The organism is Burkholderia sp. BE12 (assembly GCF_002959955.1).
GTDB lineage: Bacteria > Pseudomonadota > Gammaproteobacteria > Burkholderiales > Burkholderiaceae > Burkholderia.
The window spans coordinates 181,286-199,701 of sequence record NZ_PREY01000009.1 but is presented as its reverse complement, the minus strand read 5'-3'; the positions used below and the strand labels follow the sequence as shown (position 1 = coordinate 199,701).

The following is an 18,416-nucleotide window of genomic DNA, read 5'->3' as shown; positions in this document are numbered from 1 at the left end:
GTCGGTGTTGCGTCGTTTCCTTCGCGGCCCGTCACGCCGGCCGCTGCATGCCGCACGCGCGCGCATAGTGCGCGATCACGTCGCGTATCCGATGGCGCACCCATGCGCGCGGTTCCCTTGCGAGGCCGCCCGCGCGGCACGCCGCGTACACGTCCGGCAGCCATTGCGCGACGAGCGTCTCCGGCACCGGCTGCCGCGCGAGGTTGGAAAACAGTTGCTCGACCGCGGCCGCGACGGCCGGCTGCAGCCAGTAATAGCGGATGCGGTCGCTGTAGCTGAACTGGCGCGCGAGCCGCTGCTCGGTCTCGTCGCCGCGGTAGTACGGCGCCCAGTGCTCGGGCTGCGCGCGCATCGCCGCGTCGACCACCTCGCGCAACCGCGAGCGTTGCGCGACGTCGTCGATCAGCGCGTCCTCGATGAACGTCAGCGCGAACAGCGCCTCGCGCAGCGCGAACGTCAGCGCGGGGCCGACCTTCAACACCGCGAAGTGGTCGCGCACGAGCGCGGCAAGCGCGGCTTCGGTCTGGTAATCGGTCGAATGCGCTTCGAACACGAGGCGCGGTGTCTGCAGGATACTCGCGCCCAATGACGCCGCCTTGGCGCTGTCGTAGTCGAGCACGTGGCGATCGTCGAAGTCGACGCCCGGCTGCGCGACGATCGCGACGACGCGCGTCCACGCGTCGTCGAGCCCGGCCGCCGAGAACGCGCGGCGGTGCGCGTCGAGCGTCGCCGCGATGCTGTCGCCGCGCGTGACCGCGATTTGCGCGATCGCGTCGTTGCTTGCCTCGCCTGCATCGCCGCTGACTTCGCCGCCCGGCGTCGGCACCTCGGTGCCGATCACGTAGACGGGCGCGACGCCGGCACGCGCCGCCGCGTCTTCCGCCACGCGGCACAGCTCGGCCGCGCGCGCGGCGATCGTGCGATCGTCGAGCCGCGCCGGATCGTCCGCGCACGCCATGCTCGCATCGAGGTGAATCTTTTCGAATCCGGCTTCGACATACGCGGCGACCATCGCACCGGCCTCGCGCATCGCGTCGGCCGCGCGGCGGTGCCGCCACGGGTTCGGGCCGAGATGATCGCCGCCGAGCACGAGCGCCGACGGCGCGAGCCCGCAGCGCGCGGCGATCGCATCGACGTCGCGGCGAAAATCGGCCGGCGTCATGCCCGTATAGCCGCCGAGATGATTCACTTGATTGCAGGTCGCCTCGATCAGCAGCGGCGAGCCGTCCGTGCGCGCGGCTTCGCACGCGGCCTCCAGCACGAGCCGGTGCGCGCTGCAGATCGAATAGATGCCGCGCTGCGCGTCCGCGCGGTTCGCGTCGAAAATCATCCGCAGCACGGTGTCCGCGTGCGCGGTGCGCGTGCGCTCGGCAACGGTCGTCAGGCCGGACATGCGATACCTCGTTCGGTCAGGAAACGGTCGATCTCGGCCGCGCTGCTGTTGCCTTCCATCGGGCCGCGCCGCGTGACCGCGATCGCGCCGGCCGCGTTCGCGCGGCGCAGCGCGACCTCGATCGGCACGCCCGCGACGAGGCTCGCGACCAGCGTGCCGCCGAAGCAGTCGCCGGCGCCGGTCGGATCGAGTTCGTCGACCGGAAAAGCCGATGCCTCGACGCGGCTCGCGCGGTCGAACGCGATACTGCCTTCGGCGCCGCGCTTCAGCACGACGCGCTCGAGCAGCGGATGCGTCGCGAGCAGGCCCGCGATCGCGCGCTCGGCCGGCTGCGGCCCGCAGAAGAACGGCAGGTCGGCTTCGCTCGGCAGGAACAGGTGGCACGCGGCGAGCATCTCGTCGAGTGCCGCGCGCATCGGTCGAAAACTCAGCATCTCGGGCCGCACGTTCGGATCGAACGACACCTTCGCGCCGGCGCGCGCGGCCTCGATCACCCCGCGCTGCACCGCCGCGATCGCCGATTCGCTCGTCAGCGACGAGCCCATCACGTGGAAATAGCGGCAGCCGTCGAACATCGCGGCGTCGACGTCGGACGCATCGACGCACGCGGCCGCACTGGTCGACAACGTGAAGACGAAGCTGCGCGAGCCGTCGTCGCGATACGCGACGAACGCGGTGCCGGTCGGACGTGCGACGCGGCGGATGCGCGCGACGTCGACGCCGTCGCGGGCGAGCCGCGCGACGATCGCGTCGCCGAACGCGTCGCGGCCGACGCAGCCCGCATACGCGACGCGCGCGCCGAGCCGGGCGGCCTGATCGGCGAAGATCGCGGGCGCACCGCTCGGGAACGGTCCGGCGAACAGGCCCGGCGTATCGAAGCCCTGGCCGCGCTCGGCGGCGACGAATTCGGCCAGCAGTTCGCCGGCGACGACGATCTCGGCCATCAGGCGTGCCCTCGTGCGGCGGCGGCCGCGTTCAGCGAATCCACCTGGGTTGCGCGTGCGAGCGGCGGCATGTCAGCTCATCCAGTTGCCGCCGTCGACGTTCAGCGTCTGGGCGGTGATGTAGTCGGCGTCGGCCGACGCGAGGAACAGCGCGGCGCCCGTCAGGTCGCCCGGCACGCCCATGCGGCCGAGCGGCACGGCTTCGCCCACGAGCCGCTTCTTCTCGCCGAGCGGCCGGTTCTCGTAACGCGCGAACAGCGCGTCGACCTGCTCCCACATCGGCGTGTCGACCACGCCCGGCGCGATGCCGTTCACGTTGATCCGGTGCGGCGCGAGCGCGAGCGCGGCCGACTGCGTATAGCTGATCACCGCGGCCTTGGTCGCGCAGTAGTGCGAAACGAGTGCCTCGCCGCGACGGCCGGCCTGCGACGACATATTGACGATCTTGCCGCCGCGCCCCTGCTCGACCATCCGCTGAGCGACGGCCTGCATCAGGAAGAACAGCCCTTTGACGTTGACCGAGAACAGCCGGTCGAACACGTCCCACGATTCGTCGAGGATCGGGCGCATGTCGAACAGCGCCGCGTTGTTGAACAGGATGTCGACGCCGCCGAAGCGCTCGATCGCCGTCGCGACGATCCGCTCGATGTCGTCGCGGCGCGTGACGTCGGCCGTGACCGCCACCACGCGGCCGGGGTTCGCCTCGATCAGCCGCGCGAGCGAGCCGCCTGCCGGCTTCAGGTCGACGAGCACGCAGCGCGCGCCCTCGTCCAGATAGCGTTGCGCGACCGCCTCGCCGATGCCGCTTGCGGCGCCCGTCAGGATCGCGACCTTGTCTTCCAGTCTCACTGCCTGTCTCCGGTTCGTTCTGCTGCTCGACGGTCGCGAAGTGAGCGAACGCTCTCCGACCGATCAATTGCTCTGTTAGTGATCGAATGATCGGATACGCGATACGCGCTGTCAAGACGACGCGACGGCTTTCTATGACGCGCTGCGGCACGGCTGTGCACGACGCCGCCCCGCCGGCCCCGCACGGCAACGCGCGCGGCCCACGGTGCGGCGCGGTGGAATCAACGGTGAAGGGGACGGAGCGAAGGCGGGAAACGGGGGAAACGGAATTCGCGCTGCACGGCGCGGCGATACGTTATATCATCGCGATACTGTGTTTCATCGCCCTGCTTCACGCCATGGCTACCTCATCGTCCATTGACGCCCGGCTGTCCCGGGCCGACGCATTCGCCGCCGAGCACGGGCTCGCGTGGACGCCGCTGCGCCGCCAGGTCTACGAACGCGTGCTGGCCGCGCAGCGCCCGATCGGCGCGTACGACCTGCTCGCGGAACTCGAACCGCAGCGCGGCCGCGTGCCGCCGACGACCGTCTATCGCGCGCTGGATTTCCTCGTCGAGCACGGCTTCATCCACCGGATCGAATCGAAGAACGCGTTCTTCGCCTGCTGCGAGATCGGCGTGCCGCACGAAGGCCAGTTCCTGATCTGCGATGCGTGCGGCGACACCGTCGAGATTCCCGGCGGCGATCTCGCGAAGCAGCTGTCCGCGAGCGGGCCCGCACACGGTTTCGAAGTCCACCACCAGGTCGTCGAGTTGAGCGGCTTGTGCGGGCACTGCAAGCGCAAGCCCGCCCAGCGCTGACGCCGAATCGCGCGGCGTACGCGCCGCCCTTCCAACGAGGAGTTCCATGTCCATTGCCCTGAAGCGCGCGTCGCGGCGTGCCCTGTCGCCTGTCCGCTGGTTGGCCGCCGCCGCCGCCGTCGCCGCACTGTCGTTCGCCGCGCCCTCGTTCGCGCAGGCCGCGACCGTCGACGTCGTCGCCGCGGAGAATTTCTACGGCGACGTCGCGTCGCAAATCGGCGGCCGCCATGTCGCGGTCACGAGCATCCTCAGCAATCCCGATCAGGATCCGCACCTGTTCGAAGCGAGCCCGAAGACGGCCCGCGCGCTCCAGCACGCGCAGGTCGTGATCTACAACGGCGCCAACTACGATCCGTGGATGGGCAAGCTGCTCGGCGCATCGAAGCAGGCAAAGCGCGCGACGATCGTCGTCGCCGAGCTGGTCGGCAAGAAGGCCGGCGACAACCCGCACCTGTGGTACGACCCGGCGACGATGCCGGCCGCCGCACGCGCGATCGCGGCCGAGCTCGGCCGCGCCGACCCGGCGAACAAGGCCGAGTACGATGCGAACCTGCGGAAGTTCGTCGCGTCGCTGAAGCCCGTCGACGACAAGGTCGCCGCGCTGCGCGCGAAGTACAAGGGCGTGCCCGTGACGGCCACCGAGCCCGTGTTCGGCTATATGTCGGACGCGATCGGCCTCGACATGCGCAACCAGCGCTTCCAGCTCGCGACGATGAACGACACGGAGGCGAGTGCGCAGGACGTCGCCGCGTTCGAGGGCGATCTGCGCAAGAAGCAGGTGCGCGCGCTGATCTACAACAGCCAGGCCGAGGAACCGATGACCAAGCGCATGCTGAAAATCGCGCGCGACGGCGGCGTGCCGACCGTCAGCGTCACCGAGACGCAGCCGGCCGGCCAGACTTTCCAGCAATGGATGATCGGCCAGCTCGACGCGCTCGGCAATGCGCTTTCAGCCGGCAAGTAATAGATGACCGTAACGCCATGACCGCCACTCCTCACGCGCTCGCCGTCGATCGCGTCACGCTCGAACTGGGCGGACGCACGATCCTGCGCGACGTCAGCTTCTCGATCGGGCCCGGCGAATTCGTCGGCGTGCTCGGGCCCAACGGCGCGGGCAAGACGACGCTGATGCGCGCGGTGCTCGGCCTCGTTCCCCTGTCGGCCGGCACGCTGTCGGTCGGCGGCGTGCCGGTCGTGCGCGGCAACGCGTCGATCGGCTACATGCCGCAGATCAGGAGCGGCCTCGCGAACCGCCGGATGCGCGGCTACGACTTCGTCGCGATGGCCGCCGACGGCCACCGCTGGGGCCTGCCGCATACGAACGCGGCCACGCGCCGCGACGTCGATCGCGTGCTCGACCTCGTCGGCGGCCCGTCGCTCGCGCGCCGCCCGCTGTCCGAGCTGTCGGGCGGCGAACGGCAGCGCCTGCTGCTTGCGCAATGCCTGCTCGGCAACCCGAAACTGCTGCTGCTCGACGAGCCGCTGATCAGCCTCGATCCGAACCATCAGCGCGGCGTCGTCGAACTCGTGCGCAACGTGCAGCGCGAACTCGGCATCACCGTGCTGTTCTCCGCGCACGAACTGAATCCGCTGCTGAACGCGCTCGACCGCGTGCTCTATCTCGGCAACGGCGTCGCGGCGCTCGGCACCGTCGACGAGGTGATCACGAAGCCCGTGCTGTCGCGGCTCTACGGATCGCCGATCGACGTGATGCGTGTGAACGGCAAGATCTTCGTGATGTCGGGCGACGTCGAGATCGAGAAGCACGACCACGAGCACGAGGACGACGACAGCCATTCGCACGGCGGTGGCGGCGGCCACGGCCATCACCACCACGGACACGCCCATCCCGGGCATTCGCACGATGTTTGAATACGACTTCATGATCAACGCCTTCGCGGCGTCGGGCATCGTCGCGGTGCTCGCGGGCATCGTCGGCTATTTCCTGGTGCTGCGCGGGCAGACCTTCGCCGGCCACGCGCTGTCGCACGTCGGCTTCACCGGCGCGACGGGCGCGGTGCTGCTCGGCATCTCGCCGATCTGGGGGATGGTCGGCTTCACGCTCGCGGCCGGGATCGGGATGGGCGCGCTCGGCGAACGGCTCGCGGGCCGCGACGTCGCGATCGGCGTGATCCTGTCGGGCGCGCTCGGCTGCGGCCTGCTGTTCCTGCACTTCTACACGTCGTTCGCGACGCAGGTCACCGCGCTGCTGTTCGGCAACGTGCTCGCGGTCAGTCACGACACGCTGGCGGTGCTCGCCGGCATCGGCGCGGTGAGCCTCGCCGCGCTCGCGCTGATCGCGCGGCCGCTGTTGTTCGCATCGCTGCAGCCCGAGCTGGCCGAAGCCAAGGGCGTGTCGCTGCGCACGGTGTCGATGCTGTTCCTCGCGGTGTGCGCGCTCGCGGTGGCCGCGGCGACGCAGATCGTCGGCGTGCTGCTCGTGTTCACGCTGCTGGTCGGGCCGGCGGCGGCCGCGCAGAACGTGTCGACGCGACTGTCGACGGGCGTGCTGCTCGCCGCGCTGTTCGCGCTGTTCGAGGCGTGGGCCGGCATCGTGCTCGCGTATCACACCGACTGGCCGACGAGCTTCTGGATCACCGCGCTGTCGGCGCTCGTGTATGGCGCGAGCCTGTTGCGCAGGGCATGATGACCTGCATGCCAGCGGATAGCGTTACACGATCGTTCTCCATGCGCACACACCCGTGGCCGCGAGGATCAGGAACCCGATCCACGGTTTGGCACCCGTGGCCCCGGACCTCGCGAGCAACACGATCTGTGTGATCGCAACGAACATGAGCAACGCATAGCTGACCAGCGTAGGGTCGCCAGCTTCATCCTTGATCGCGTCGATCGCGACGGACGGATCCATTTCATGCATCCACGCATATTTGTTCCCGGTGATCGCGATAACGACGAACAATCCGATGACACATGCGACATGAATGATGAAGCGAAGGAGACGAGTCATGTTTGCATCCTGATGCATTACCGCATGAGCCGAGCAAAGCGCGGCCAATGCGTAACGATGAAGTTACCGTAGCTGGTATTTTGTCTTACTTGCTCGAGAGACAACCCACTTCCTCGGTTGTAGCGAGCGCCGATTATCCGAATTTGCTCCATCAAAAACGGATATCGGAATCCATCGCGCTTCGCCAATTGGGCCACGTGACGCGCAACCACATCGATATTAAAAATATCGCGTTGAAGGCAATGGGCCAAACTCCGGAATTGCGACGCTGACATTTGCGACGGATCCATTCCGAGTGTTTGTGCTGCCGTGCGAAGCTGCATGCTCACCGGGCCGAACGATGTCATCGCTGGATGACGTGTCAGCGTCAGATGCCTGTCGACAAACGGCGGACCACTCCAGTCAAACGTACGCACTTCAAATGCAACGCGATCGATGAATTCAGGGTCGCCGCCGACCTCGATCCAACATACGCCCGCGAGCAATTCCCGGGGTAGACGGTTTCGCCCCGCTGCTGCCCCGATATGCGACTTGTTGTGCATGACCCACGCATCCTTGAACGCCTGGATGTATTTGATGCCGCCATTCCATCGCTCGGGCACAAGTTTCCACGCAAACAGATTGATCACCCCCCAGTTCGGGGAGTTGTTCGACAGCTCGCAAATCATGTCGCCCATTCAGGTCAAAGCCTCGCTCGAACAAATTTCACCACGATTAAATCGTCGATCATTATTCGGCGAATCGATTTGGTATCCTATAGAACGAGTACGAATTTGCGGCAGCGAGTGATTTTCCCGGGCGTGCCCCCGGATGCGTATCGAAGAATGACAGCCACGTCGCCCATTGGAGCGCGGCGACGTGGCGTCAGAGACGGTTCATCGTGCCAGCACGCGCGCGTGATGCGCGAGGTGATCGGCGACGAACGTCGAGATGAAGTAGTAGCCGTGGTCGTAGCCCGGATGGCGGCGCAGCGTCAGCGGCTGGCCGGCCTTCGCGCAGGCGGCTTCGAACACGTCGGGGTTCAGCTGGTTCGCGAGGAACTGATCGGCCAGCCCCTGATCGACGAGAATGCCTTCCGCGAACTTCGGTGCATCCGCGTGCGCGACGAGTTCGCTGGCGTCGTGCTGCTTCCACGCGTCGCGATCGGCGCCGAGATAACCGGAGAACGCCTTCTCGCCCCACGGGCAGCGCGTCGGCGCGGCGATCGGCGCGAACGCCGACACCGACCGGTAAAGCCCCGGATGGCGCAACGCGAGCGTCAGCGCCCCGTGCCCGCCCATCGAGTGGCCGAAGATGCCGAGCCGCGCGCCCTCGATCGGCAGCTCGGCCGCGACGAGCTCGCGCAGTTCGCCCGTCACGTACGACTCCATCCGGTAATGCGTCGACCACGGCGCTTCGGTCGCATCGACGTAGAAACCCGCGCCGACGCCGAAGTCCCACGCGTCGGTCTCGCCCGGCACGCCCGCGCCGCGCGGGCTCGTATCCGGCATCACGAGCGCGATGCCGTGCTGCGCCGCGTATTGCTGCGCGCCGGCCTTGATCGCGAACGTCTCGTCGGTGCACGTGAGCCCCGCGAGATAGAACAGCGCCGGCACGCGCGCGTGCGCGGCCTGCGGCGGCAGGTACACCGAAAACTTCATCGGCAGGCCGATGGCTGCCGAATCGTGACGGTAGAAACGCTGCTCGCCGCCGTGGCACGCATGCGAGGAAACGAGTTCGAGCATGGCGGTGCGCTCCCGGTCAGTACAGCACGACCGAGCGGATCGACTCGCCGGCCTTCATCAGGTCGAAGCCTTCGTTGATCCGCTCGAGCGGCAGCGTGTGCGTGATCAGGTCGTCGATGTTGAGCTTGCCTTCCATGTACCAGTCGACGATCTTCGGCACGTCGGTGCGGCCGCGCGCGCCGCCGAACGCCGAACCCTTCCACTCGCGGCCCGTCACGAGTTGGAACGGACGCGTGCTGATTTCCTCGCCGGCCGCGGCCACGCCGATGATGAACGACTGGCCCCAGCCCTTGTGCGTGCATTCGAGCGCCTGGCGCATCAGCTTCACGTTGCCCACGCATTCGAACGAGTAATCGGCGCCGCCGTCGGTCAACTGCACGATGTGGTCGACGACGTTCTCGACTTCGTTCGGGTTGATGAAGTGCGTCATCCCGAACTTCTTCGCGAGCTCGACGCGCTTCGGGTTGATGTCGACGCCGATGATCTTGTCAGCGCCGACCATCTTCGCGCCCTGGATCACGTTCAGGCCGATCCCGCCGAGGCCGAACACGACGACGTTCGCACCGGCCTCGACCTTCGCCGAGTACACGACCGCGCCGACGCCCGTCGTCACGCCGCAGCCGATGTAGCAGATCTTGTCGAACGGCGCGTCCTCGCGCACCTTCGCGACCGCGATCTCCGGCACGACGATGTAGTTCGAGAACGTCGACGTGCCCATGTAGTGGAACAGCGGCTTGCCGTCGAGCGAGAAACGCGACGTCGCGTCGGGCATCAGGCCCTTGCCCTGCGTCGCGCGGATCTTCTGACACAGGTTGGTCTTGCGCGACAGGCAGAACTTGCACTCGCGGCATTCGGGCGTGTAGAGCGGAATCACGTGGTCGCCCTTCCTCACGGTGCCGACGCCGGGGCCGACGTCGACCACCACGCCCGCGCCTTCATGGCCGAGGATCGCCGGGAAGATCCCTTCCGGATCGGCGCCCGACAGCGTGTAGTAGTCGGTGTGGCAGATGCCCGTCGCCTTCACTTCGATCAGCACTTCGCCGGCGCGCGGCCCTTCGAGATCGACTTCCTCGATCGTCAGCGGCGCACCCGCCTTCCATGCAATCGCGGCTTTCGTTTTCATCGTGTCACTCCTGTGTGTCTGTGAGATCGGCCCGGGCCGGCGTGCGGCGCCTGCCGGGGTGTCATGCAAAGCGGTCGAAGCCGTGCCGCGCGGCACGGCGCAAGAATCTCGTGCTCGCCATGATGGCCGCTCCCGCCGCGCATCGCGTGCGCGAAACGGTCGCCGGCTTGCCAGGATGCGTCATCGCTGACGCAAAAGAACAAATGTCCGAGTTTAAACGCCCGTCGTGAACCATGCATCCGTGCGCGCGTACAGATCGACGAAGCGCGCGTGGCGTGCAGCCAGCAGGCGATCGTCCTGCGGCGCGGCAACCGGCGACGCGCTCGGCGCCAGCGCGCGCAACGCATCCTCGCGCCAATGCCCGATCGCGACGCCCGCGAGCAGCGCGGCGCCGCGCGTCGCGGCGTTCGGGCAATCGATCGCCTGCAGCGACGCGCCGAGCGCATCCGCGAGCAACTGGCGCCAGCGCGGATCGACCGAGCCGCCGCCGGCGAGGCGCAGCGTCGTCACCGCGTCGCCGCGATCGGCGTCGCGGATCGCATCGAGCCCCGCGCGCAACGCGAACGCGACGCCTTCGAACGCGGCGCGCATCATCGCGCCGCGCGTGTCGCCCAGCCCGAGGCCAAGCCAGCCGCCGCGCGCATCGGGGTTCATCCACGGCGAACGCTCGCCGGTCAGGTACGGCAGGAAGCACAGCCGTTCGGACGCCGGCTGCGCGAACGCGTCGTCATACGCATCGGCCCATCGCGCGTAGCCGAGCCAGCCGCGCACGGCTTCGAGCGCGAGCCCGACGTTCTGCATCGCCGCCATCGTGTAATAGCCGCCGCCGGCCGCCGCACGATAGCGGTGCAAGCCGCGCCGCGCGGGCGGCAACGCATCCGCGAGGACGACGATCTGCCCGCCGCTGCCGGTCGTCAGCAGCGCATCGCCCGCCTCGGCCAGCCCGCTGCCGAGCGCCGCGCACGCGGTATCGGCCGCGCCCGTCGCGAGCGGCACGCCGGCCGGCAGGCCGAGCGCGGCGGCGGGCTGCGCGCCGAGCACGCCGCCGCGCGCCGTGGACGCACGAACCGGCGCGAAGCGGTCGGCCGGCAGGCCGAGCGCGTCGATCAACGCGATATCCCACGCGCCGTCGGGCGTCGCGAGCGCGGTTGCGCACGCGTCGCTCGGATCGGCCGCCACGTCGCCGCCGAGCGCGATGCGCAGCCAGTCCTTCGGCTGCACGGCCCAGCGCGCGGCACGCAGCGCATCGGGTTCGTGCGTGGCCAGCCAGCGCAACAGCGGGCCCGCCATGCCGGGCGCGACGGGATTCGGTGCGACGGGCAATCCGGCCGCCGGCCAGCCGGCCGCATCCGCCTCGCGCGCCGCGCGCGTGTCGGGCCACAGCAGCGCGGGCCGCACCGGCTGGCCGGCCGCGTCGATCAGCACGACGCCATGCATCTGGCCCGAGAAGCCGATCGCCGCCACCCGCGCACGCTCGTCGGCCGGCAGCCGCGCGGCCGCGCGCATGAGTGCCTGCCACCAGGTGGCGGGCGCGATTTCCGCCCAGCCGGGCTGCGGCGACGACAACCCGTAAGGTTCGCTCGCAACCGCCCGCTCGACGCCGTCGGCATCGAGCGTGACGAGTTTGACGGAGCCGGTGCCGAGGTCGATTCCGAGCAGGCGCATGACGTGAAGAGGATTCGTATGAACGGATATCGATGATAACGGGATCGCGACGTGCGCCCCGGTTTTGGCCACCGCTTCGACGCATCGAACGTGCGGTCGGGTCGCCGCGTTCCACCGGGCCGCACCTTGCGCGCGAAAGCGGCCGTTCGCGGGTTAACCCGGCACGATTTCCGCACCCCGCTTTTTGCCACTATGCGGCCCGCCCGATACACACCATAAAAGGACCCATATTTGACATGGGGGCCGGCGCTATTTTGAAGCGCTATAAAACCGGTACACCTCACTCCTGCGGCAGTTTCCCGATGATCGAGCCCCTGCTCCATGCCGAAGCGGCATATCGAACCAGCAAAGAGCGGAATAGAACCCAGTGCTCTTGTTGCATGGATTCATTCCGAATAACTTCGTATCACCCCGAAAACAAGATCATGGAGTGAGACAGATGCAATCGAACACGGTCCATCCGTGCGATGAGGTGCTGCCGACCGGCAAGCTGGTAACGCTTGGCCTGCAGCACGTCCTCGTCATGTACGCCGGCGCCGTCGCCGTGCCGCTTATCGTCGGCGCGGCGCTCAAGCTGCCGAAAGACCAGATCGCGTTCCTGATCAGCGCCGATCTGTTTTCGTGTGGCATCGCCACGCTGATCCAGACGCTCGGCCTGTGGATCTTCGGGATCCGCCTGCCCGTCATCATGGGCTGCACGTTCGCGGCGGTCGGCCCGATGATCGCGATCGGCACGAACCCCGGCCTCGGCATTCTCGACATCTTCGGCTCGACCATCGCCGCCGGCATCATCGGCATCGTGCTCGCGCCGATGATCGGCAAGCTGTTGCGGTTCTTCCCGCCCGTGGTCGTCGGCACGGTGATCGCCGTGATCGGGCTGTCGCTGATGGAAGTGGGCATCAACTGGGCGGCCGGCGGCGTCGGCAACCCCGAGTACGGCAGCCCGGTCTATCTCGGCCTGTCGCTGCTCGTGCTCACGCTGATCCTGCTGATCAACAAGTTCGGCCGCGGCTTCATCGCGAACATCTCGGTGCTGCTCGGCATCGTCGCCGGCTTCGTGATCGCGTTCGCGATCGGCCGCGTGAACACCGACGGCGTGTCGCATGCGCCGTGGGTCGGCTTCGTGATGCCGTTCCACTTCGGCCTGCCGCACTTCGATCCGCTGTCGATCGTGACCATGGTCACGGTGATGTTCGTCACGTTCATCGAATCGACCGGCATGTTCCTCGCGGTCGGCGACATGGTCGATCGCCCGGTCAACCAGGAGCGCCTCGTGCGCGGCCTGCGCGTCGACGGCCTCGGCACGCTGATCGGCGGCATCTTCAACTCGTTCCCGCATACGTCGTTCTCGCAGAACGTCGGCCTGATCGGCGTGACGGGCGTGAAGAGCCGCTTCGTGTGTGCGACGGGCGGCGTGATCCTCGTGCTGCTCGGCCTGTTCCCGAAGATGGCGCAGGTCGTCGCGTCGGTGCCACCGTTCGTGCTCGGCGGCGCAGGCATCGTGATGTTCGGGATGGTCGCCGCGAACGGCATCAAGGTGCTGTCGAAGGCCGACTTCGTGAGCAACTCGCACAACCTGTTCATCGTCGCCGTGAGCGTCGGCATGGGCCTCGTGCCGGTCGTGTCGCCGCACTTCTTCTCGAAGCTGCCGCCGGCGCTCGCGCCGATCCTGCACAGCGGCATCCTGCTCGCATCGGCGACGGCCGTGATCCTGAACATCGTGTTCAACGGCGTGAAAGGCGAAAAGGATGCACGCTGCGAGATTCGGCGCGCCGGGCACGACTTCGATGGGCGTCCGGTCGACGTGCACCACTGATCGCGCCGCGCCGGACGACGGCGCACGGCGGTAAGGAAAAACGCCACGGCATGCCGTGGCGTTTTGCTTGGCGGGCCGCGGATTAGGCGGGGCTGGCGCGATCGATAGAGGATGAGGAACGCGCTGGCAGGCGGCAGAATGGCCACGGATGCCGGTTGGCCGATTGGCCGAGCGGGCCGGCGTGACCGGAATCAGCGGAATCACCTGCGTCACCCGCGTCACCGCAGTCACCCGAGTCCGATGCAGGCATCGTCACGGCAACGATCCCTGCCCCATGCGATGCGACCACCCAAAAAAGAAACGCCACGGACTTGCATCCGTGGCGTTTTCGTTTCCGCGTATCGCCGGTTATAGCCGGCTCGATGAACAGGAGCGGCTGCCCGCCCCCGCCCTCCGTCGCGCTTACCCGTTCGTCGCGGTTGCCGACGCAGGCGCCGGAGCGGCCGCCTTGTCGTAGTCGACCGGTGCATCCGGCGCGCGCGGCGCTTCGCCTGCGCGCTGGATCCAGCCGCCTCCCAGTGCACGGTACAGGTCGACCAGGTTCGTCCAGCGCGCCAGGCGCGCGCTGATCAGCGACTGCTGCGCCGAGTACAGATCCGTCTGCGCGGTCAGCACCGACAGGTAGCTGTCGACACCGTTCTTGTAACGCAGGTCCGACAAGTCGAAGCGGCGCTGCTGCGCGTGCTCGTTGCGCTCCAGCGCCGCGATCTGCTGGTCGTACGTGCCGCGTGCGGCGAGGCCGTCCGACACTTCGCGGAACGCCGACTGGATCGCCTTCTCGTAGTTCGCGATCTCGATGCGCTTCTGCACGTGCGCGAGATCGAGATTGGCGATGTTCTGCCCACCTTCGAAGATCGGCAGCGCGATGTTCGGCGCGAACGACCACGCCGCCGTGCCGGCCTTGAACAGGCCGCCGAGCGTCGGGCTCGCGGTGCCGAATGCCGCGGTCAACGAGATCTTCGGGAAGAACGCCGCGCGGGCCGCGCCGATGTTCGCGTTCGCGGCCAGCAGCGTCTGCTCGGCCTGCATCACGTCAGGACGACGCGCGAGCAGATCCGACGGCAGGCCAGGCGGCACGTCCGTCAGCAGGTTCTGCGCATCGAGCGGCATGCCCGGCGGCAGATCGTCCGGCAGCGGCTCGCCGATCAGCAGCACCAGCGCGTTCAGCGCCTGCGCGCGGGCACGGGCCTGTGCCTGCTGGTTCGCGAGCGCCGTCTCGACCACCGTCTGCGCCTGACGCAGCTCGAGCTCGGAGCCCGTGCCGTTGTCGAACTGCAGCTTGGTCAGGTCGTACGACGCCTGTGCGGATTTCAGCGTGTCTTCCGTGACCTTCAGCAGATCGTCGGTCGACAGTAGCGTCAGGTATTGATCCGCCACCTGCGACACCAGCGAGATCTCCGACGCCTGCCGCGCGTACGACGTCGACAGGTACTGCGCGAGCGCCTGATCCTTCAGGCTCTGCACGCGGCCGAACAGGTCGAGTTCCCACGATGCCGAAAGCCCGACGTTGTAGACGCGCGAGATCAGCGGCCGGCCAGTCTGCGACACACCGGCCGGATAGCGCTGAATATTCCCCGTGCCCGTACCGTCGAGCGTCGGGAACAGCCCCGCGCGCGTGATCTGGTACTGCGCGCGCGCCGCCTCGATGTTCAGCACCGACACGCGCAGGTCGCGGTTGTTCTTCAGCGCGATCTCGATCAGCCGCTGCAGGCGCGGATCGACGAAGAACTCGCGCCAGCCGATGGCGGTCGCCGCCTGGCCATTCGCGCTGCGCGCGCCGGCCGCGCCCGGCTGCGTCGCGTAGACGCCGCCGGCCGGGTACGCCTGCGCGACGGGTGCGTCGGGCCGCTTGTAATGCGGCGCCATCGTGCAGCCCGTGGCAAAGAGCGCGACTGCGATTGCAGTCAAAGCGTGTTTTTGCATCATCACTGTCCCTTGTTGCCTTCGTCGCCGTTGCCCGGCGTCTCTTCGTGGTGCGAGTGCGCCTGAGCCAGGCGCAGCGCCTCGTCGACGTCTTCCTTCTCGCCGCTGAAGATCGCACGGATCTTCACGAAGAACATCGGGATCATGAAGATCGCGAGGAACGTCGCCGTGATCATCCCGCCGATCACGCCCGTACCGATCGCGTGCTGGCTTGCCGAACCCGCGCCGTTGCTGATCGCGAGCGGCATCACGCCGAGAATGAACGCGAGCGACGTCATCAGGATCGGACGCAGCCGCAGGCGCGCTGCTTCCAGCGCGGCCTCGATCGGCCCCATCTTCTCCGTCAGCTGCAGTTCGCGCGCGAACTCGACGATCAGAATCGCGTTCTTCGCGGACAAGCCCACGGTGGTCAGCAGGCCGACCTGGAAGAACACGTCGTTCTCGAGGCCGCGCATCGTCGCCGCAAGCAGTGCGCCGATCACGCCGAGCGGCACCACCATGATCACCGAGAACGGGATCGACCAGCTTTCATACAGCGCCGCGAGACACAGGAACACGACGAGGATCGAGATCGCGTACAGGATCGGCGCCTGCGAGCCGGACTGGATTTCCTGGAACGACAGGCCGGTCCACGAATAGCCGATACCGACCGGCAGCTTCTTCGCGAGCCCTTCCATCGCGGTCATCGCCTGACCGGTCGACTTGCCCGGTGCGGCCTGACCCTGGATTTCCATCGCCGACACGCCGTTGTAGCGCTCGAGCTTCGGCGAACCGTACGTCCAGTGACCGGTCGCGAACGCGCTGAACGGCACCATCCCGCCCGACCCGTTGCGCACGTACCAGATGTTCATGTCTTCCGGCGTCATCCGGAACGGCGCGTCGGCCTGCACGTACACCTTCTTGATCCGGCCGTCGGTGTCGAGGAAGTTGTTCACGTACTTCGACGCCCACGCGATCGAGAACGTCTGGTCGATCGCATCCGCCGTCACGCCCAGTGCATTCGCCTTCTCGCGGTCGATGTCGACCTTGTACTGCGGCGTATCGTTCAGGCCGTTCGGACGGACACCCTGCAGCGTCGGATCCTTCGAAGCCATCCCGAGCAGCTGGTTACGTGCGGCCATCAGCGCGTCGTGGCCAAGACCGGCGTTGTCCGTCAGCTCGAAGTCGAAGCCGGCGGCCGTGCCGAGTTCGGGAATCGACGGCGGGTTGAACGGGATCACGAGCGCGTCCTTGTAGCCCGCGTAGCGCCCGAACATCCGGCCGATCAACGCCTGCACCTTCTGGTTCGCATGCTGGCGCTGCGAGTAGTCCCGCAGGCGCACGAACACGAGACCCGAGTTCTGGCCGCGGCCCGCGAAGCTGAAGCCGTTGACCGTGAACGCCGATTCGACGATTTCCTTCTCGTCCTTCAGCAGGTAGTCGGAAATGTTCGCGAGCGTCTTCGCGGTCGTTTCCTGCGTCGAACCCGACGGCGTCTGCACGATCACGAACATCAGGCCCTGGTCTTCATCGGGCAGGAACGACTTCGGCAGGCGCACGAACAGCAGCCCGACCGCGACGATCACGACCAGATAGATGATGAGCCAGCGGCCCGAGCGCTTGATCACGTGGTGCACGCCGACGTGGTACTTGTCGCGGCTGTTGTTGAACGTGCGGTTGAACCAGCCGAAGAAGCCCTTCTTCTCTTCGTGATGTCCCTTCTCGATCGGCTTCAGGATCGTCGCGCACAGGGCCGGCGTCAGAATCAACGCGACCAGCACCGACAGCACCATCGCCGACACGATCGTCAGCGAGAACTGACGATAGATCGCGCCGACCGAGCCGCCGGAGAACGCCACCGGCACGAACACCGCCGACAGCACGAGCGCCACGCCGACGAGTGCGCCGGTAATCTGGCCCATCGCCTTGCGGGTCGCCTCCTTCGGCGACAGTCCCTCCTCCGCCATCACGCGCTCGACGTTCTCGACCACCACGATCGCATCGTCGACCAGCAGGCCGATCGCGAGCACGAGGCCGAACATCGACAGCGTGTTGATCGAGAAGCCCACCAGCGACATGATCGCGAACGTGCCGAGCAGCACGACCGGCACCGCGATCGTCGGGATGATCGTCGCCCGCAGGTTCTGCAGGAACAGATACATCACGAGGAACACGAGCACGATACCTTCGAGCAGCGTCTTGACCACTTCCTCGATCGACAGCTTCACGAACGGCGTCGTGTCGTACGGGTACTTCACGACGAGGCCGTGCGGGAAGAACGGTGCGAGCTCGTCGATCTTCGCGCGCACGGCCTTCGCGGTCGCGAGCGCGTTCGCGTTGGTCGCGAGCTGGATACCGAGTGCCGCGGTCGGCTGACCGTTGTACTTCGTGTCGAAGTTGTAGTTTTCGCCGCCGAGGCCGATCTGCGCGACGTCCTTCAGGCGAACCTGCGAGCCGTCCTGGTTGACCTTCAGCAGGATGTTGCCGAACTGCTCGGGCGTCTGCAGCAGCGTCGATTCGGTGATCGTCGCCTGCAGCACGGTGCCCGGCTTCGCCGGCGTGCCGCCGATCTGGCCGCCCGCGATCTGCACGTTCTGCGCGGTGATCGCGGAGCTGACGTCGACCGGCGTGAGGCCGTAGTTGGTCAGGCGGTTCGGGTCGAGCCAGATCCGCATCGCGTACTGCGAGCCGAACAGCGTGACGGTACCGACGCCGTTCAACCGGCTGATCGGGTCCTTCACGTGCGACGCCACGAAGTTCGCGAGGTCGTACTTGTTCATGCTGCCGTCTTCGGAGTTGAAGGCGAGCACCAGCAGGAAGCTGCTGCTCGACTTCGTGACCGACAGACCGAGTTGCTGCACGACCTGCGGCAGAACCGGCGTCGCGAGCGACAGCTTGTTCTGCACCTGCACCTGCGCGATATCGGCGTTGGTGCCCGGCGCGAAGGTCAGCGTGATCGTTGCGTTGCCCGAGTCGTCACTCGTCGACGACATGTACAGGAAGTTGTCGAGACCGCTCATCTGCTGCTCGATCACCTGCGTCACCGTGTCTTCCACCGTCTTCGCGGAAGCGCCCGGGTAGTTCGCGGTGATCTGGATAGATGGCGGCGCGATCGTCGGATACTGCGAGATCGGCAGCGTGAAGATCGCCGCAACCCCGGCCAGCATCAGGATGATGGCGATCACCCACGCGAAGATCGGGCGATCGATAAAAAACTTTGCCATGAAACAGG

General features: G+C 67.2%; 15 protein-coding genes. 5 read left to right on the top strand and 10 right to left on the bottom strand.

The genetic code is table 11. The features are described from left to right. Positions 1–31 precede the first annotated feature (31 nt). The 3 genes from C4B30_RS12610 to C4B30_RS12600 all read right to left on the bottom strand — a co-directional run bounded on the left by C4B30_RS12610 (position 32) and on the right by C4B30_RS12600 (position 3,186). Entirely contained in the window at positions 32–1,393 is a 1,362-nt protein-coding gene (locus C4B30_RS12610) for a D-tagatose-bisphosphate aldolase, class II, non-catalytic subunit (protein ID WP_027785276.1), read from the bottom strand. Beyond that, positions 1,381–2,337: a sugar kinase gene (locus tag C4B30_RS12605; RefSeq protein WP_027785277.1), complete on the bottom strand. Its 957-nt coding sequence runs from the start codon at positions 2,335–2,337 to the stop codon at positions 1,381–1,383. The genes C4B30_RS12610 and C4B30_RS12605 overlap by 13 nt, the downstream gene beginning before the upstream one ends. Before the next feature lie 72 nt (positions 2,338–2,409). Further along, positions 2,410–3,186 carry an L-iditol 2-dehydrogenase gene (locus tag C4B30_RS12600; protein WP_027785278.1) on the bottom strand — a complete coding sequence of 259 codons (777 nt, stop codon included), beginning with the start codon at positions 3,184–3,186 and terminating at the stop codon, positions 2,410–2,412. A gap of 338 nt (positions 3,187–3,524) precedes the next feature. Here C4B30_RS12600 and C4B30_RS12590 point away from each other — a divergent pair, with 338 nt between their 5' ends. Genes C4B30_RS12590 through C4B30_RS12575 form a run of 4 tightly spaced genes read left to right on the top strand, consistent with a single transcriptional unit; the run spans position 3,525 to position 6,633 of the window. Further along, the gene (locus C4B30_RS12590; RefSeq protein ID WP_027785279.1) at positions 3,525–3,986 is read left to right on the top strand and encodes a Fur family transcriptional regulator; all 462 of its coding nucleotides are present in this window, start codon (positions 3,525–3,527) and stop codon (positions 3,984–3,986) included. Between the two features lie 46 nt (positions 3,987–4,032). Further along, a complete protein-coding gene (locus C4B30_RS12585) occupies positions 4,033–4,950 on the top strand; it encodes a metal ABC transporter solute-binding protein (RefSeq protein WP_027785280.1) in 918 nt (305 codons plus the stop codon). A gap of 17 nt (positions 4,951–4,967) precedes the next feature. Further along, a complete protein-coding gene (locus tag C4B30_RS12580) occupies positions 4,968–5,858 on the top strand; it encodes an ABC transporter ATP-binding protein (protein WP_027785281.1) in 891 nt (296 codons plus the stop codon). Next, the gene (locus C4B30_RS12575) at positions 5,851–6,633 is read left to right on the top strand and encodes a metal ABC transporter permease (RefSeq protein WP_027785282.1); all 783 of its coding nucleotides are present in this window, start codon (positions 5,851–5,853) and stop codon (positions 6,631–6,633) included. Before C4B30_RS12580 ends, C4B30_RS12575 begins: the two co-directional genes overlap by 8 nt. 24 nt (positions 6,634–6,657) lie before the next feature. Here C4B30_RS12575 and C4B30_RS12570 read toward each other — a convergent pair whose 3' ends face one another. The 5 genes from C4B30_RS12570 to C4B30_RS12550 all read right to left on the bottom strand — a co-directional run bounded on the left by C4B30_RS12570 (position 6,658) and on the right by C4B30_RS12550 (position 11,466). Beyond that, positions 6,658–6,954, bottom strand: coding sequence for a hypothetical protein (locus tag C4B30_RS12570; protein WP_155257376.1), 297 nt, complete (start codon positions 6,952–6,954; stop codon positions 6,658–6,660). A 17-nt stretch (positions 6,955–6,971) separates the two neighbouring features. Next, positions 6,972–7,631, bottom strand: a complete 660-nt coding sequence (locus C4B30_RS12565; protein ID WP_027785283.1) for a hypothetical protein — start codon at positions 7,629–7,631, stop codon at positions 6,972–6,974. A gap of 198 nt (positions 7,632–7,829) precedes the next feature. Continuing rightward, complete coding sequence (fghA, locus tag C4B30_RS12560) at positions 7,830–8,678, bottom strand: S-formylglutathione hydrolase (protein ID WP_027785284.1); 849 nt, start codon at positions 8,676–8,678, stop codon at positions 7,830–7,832. A gap of 16 nt (positions 8,679–8,694) precedes the next feature. Further along, positions 8,695–9,801, bottom strand: a complete 1,107-nt coding sequence (locus C4B30_RS12555; protein ID WP_027785285.1) for an S-(hydroxymethyl)glutathione dehydrogenase/class III alcohol dehydrogenase — start codon at positions 9,799–9,801, stop codon at positions 8,695–8,697. Between the two features lie 213 nt (positions 9,802–10,014). Further along, positions 10,015–11,466, bottom strand: a complete 1,452-nt coding sequence (locus C4B30_RS12550) for a xylulokinase (protein WP_027785286.1) — start codon at positions 11,464–11,466, stop codon at positions 10,015–10,017. 439 nt (positions 11,467–11,905) lie between these two features. Here C4B30_RS12550 and C4B30_RS12545 point away from each other — a divergent pair, with 439 nt between their 5' ends. Beyond that, a complete protein-coding gene (locus tag C4B30_RS12545) occupies positions 11,906–13,282 on the top strand; it encodes a nucleobase:cation symporter-2 family protein (RefSeq protein WP_027785287.1) in 1,377 nt (458 codons plus the stop codon). Between the two features lie 402 nt (positions 13,283–13,684). Here C4B30_RS12545 and C4B30_RS12540 read toward each other — a convergent pair whose 3' ends face one another. Together C4B30_RS12540 and bpeB are read right to left on the bottom strand one after the other, a co-directional pair. Further along, positions 13,685–15,208, bottom strand: a complete 1,524-nt coding sequence (locus C4B30_RS12540; RefSeq protein WP_027785288.1) for an efflux transporter outer membrane subunit — start codon at positions 15,206–15,208, stop codon at positions 13,685–13,687. After that, a complete protein-coding gene (gene bpeB, locus C4B30_RS12535) occupies positions 15,208–18,408 on the bottom strand; it encodes an efflux RND transporter permease BpeB (protein WP_027785289.1) in 3,201 nt (1,066 codons plus the stop codon). Before bpeB ends, C4B30_RS12540 begins: the two co-directional genes overlap by 1 nt. Between the last annotated feature and the right edge of the window lie 8 nt (positions 18,409–18,416).

Bases quoted from the DNA above. Each gene is read 5' to 3' on its own strand.
- C4B30_RS12605 (WP_027785277.1), bottom strand. From the start codon at position 2,337: ATGGCCGAGATCGTCGTCGCCGGCGAACTGCTGGCCGAATTCGTCGCC.
- C4B30_RS12585 (WP_027785280.1), top strand. From the start codon at position 4,033: ATGTCCATTGCCCTGAAGCGCGCGTCGCGGCGTGCCCTGTCGCCTGTC.
- C4B30_RS12580 (WP_027785281.1), top strand. From the start codon at position 4,968: ATGACCGCCACTCCTCACGCGCTCGCCGTCGATCGCGTCACGCTCGAA.
- C4B30_RS12555 (WP_027785285.1), bottom strand. From the start codon at position 9,801: ATGAAAACGAAAGCCGCGATTGCATGGAAGGCGGGTGCGCCGCTGACG.
- C4B30_RS12575 (WP_027785282.1), top strand. From the start codon at position 5,851: ATGTTTGAATACGACTTCATGATCAACGCCTTCGCGGCGTCGGGCATC.
- C4B30_RS12565 (WP_027785283.1), bottom strand. From the start codon at position 7,631: ATGGGCGACATGATTTGCGAGCTGTCGAACAACTCCCCGAACTGGGGG.
- C4B30_RS12590 (WP_027785279.1), top strand. From the start codon at position 3,525: ATGGCTACCTCATCGTCCATTGACGCCCGGCTGTCCCGGGCCGACGCA.
- C4B30_RS12545 (WP_027785287.1), top strand. From the start codon at position 11,906: ATGCAATCGAACACGGTCCATCCGTGCGATGAGGTGCTGCCGACCGGC.
- C4B30_RS12610 (WP_027785276.1), bottom strand. From the start codon at position 1,393: ATGTCCGGCCTGACGACCGTTGCCGAGCGCACGCGCACCGCGCACGCG.
- C4B30_RS12570 (WP_155257376.1), bottom strand. From the start codon at position 6,954: ATGACTCGTCTCCTTCGCTTCATCATTCATGTCGCATGTGTCATCGGA.
- C4B30_RS12540 (WP_027785288.1), bottom strand. From the start codon at position 15,208: ATGATGCAAAAACACGCTTTGACTGCAATCGCAGTCGCGCTCTTTGCC.
- bpeB (WP_027785289.1), bottom strand. From the start codon at position 18,408: ATGGCAAAGTTTTTTATCGATCGCCCGATCTTCGCGTGGGTGATCGCC.
- C4B30_RS12550 (WP_027785286.1), bottom strand. From the start codon at position 11,466: ATGCGCCTGCTCGGAATCGACCTCGGCACCGGCTCCGTCAAACTCGTC.
- fghA (WP_027785284.1), bottom strand. From the start codon at position 8,678: ATGCTCGAACTCGTTTCCTCGCATGCGTGCCACGGCGGCGAGCAGCGT.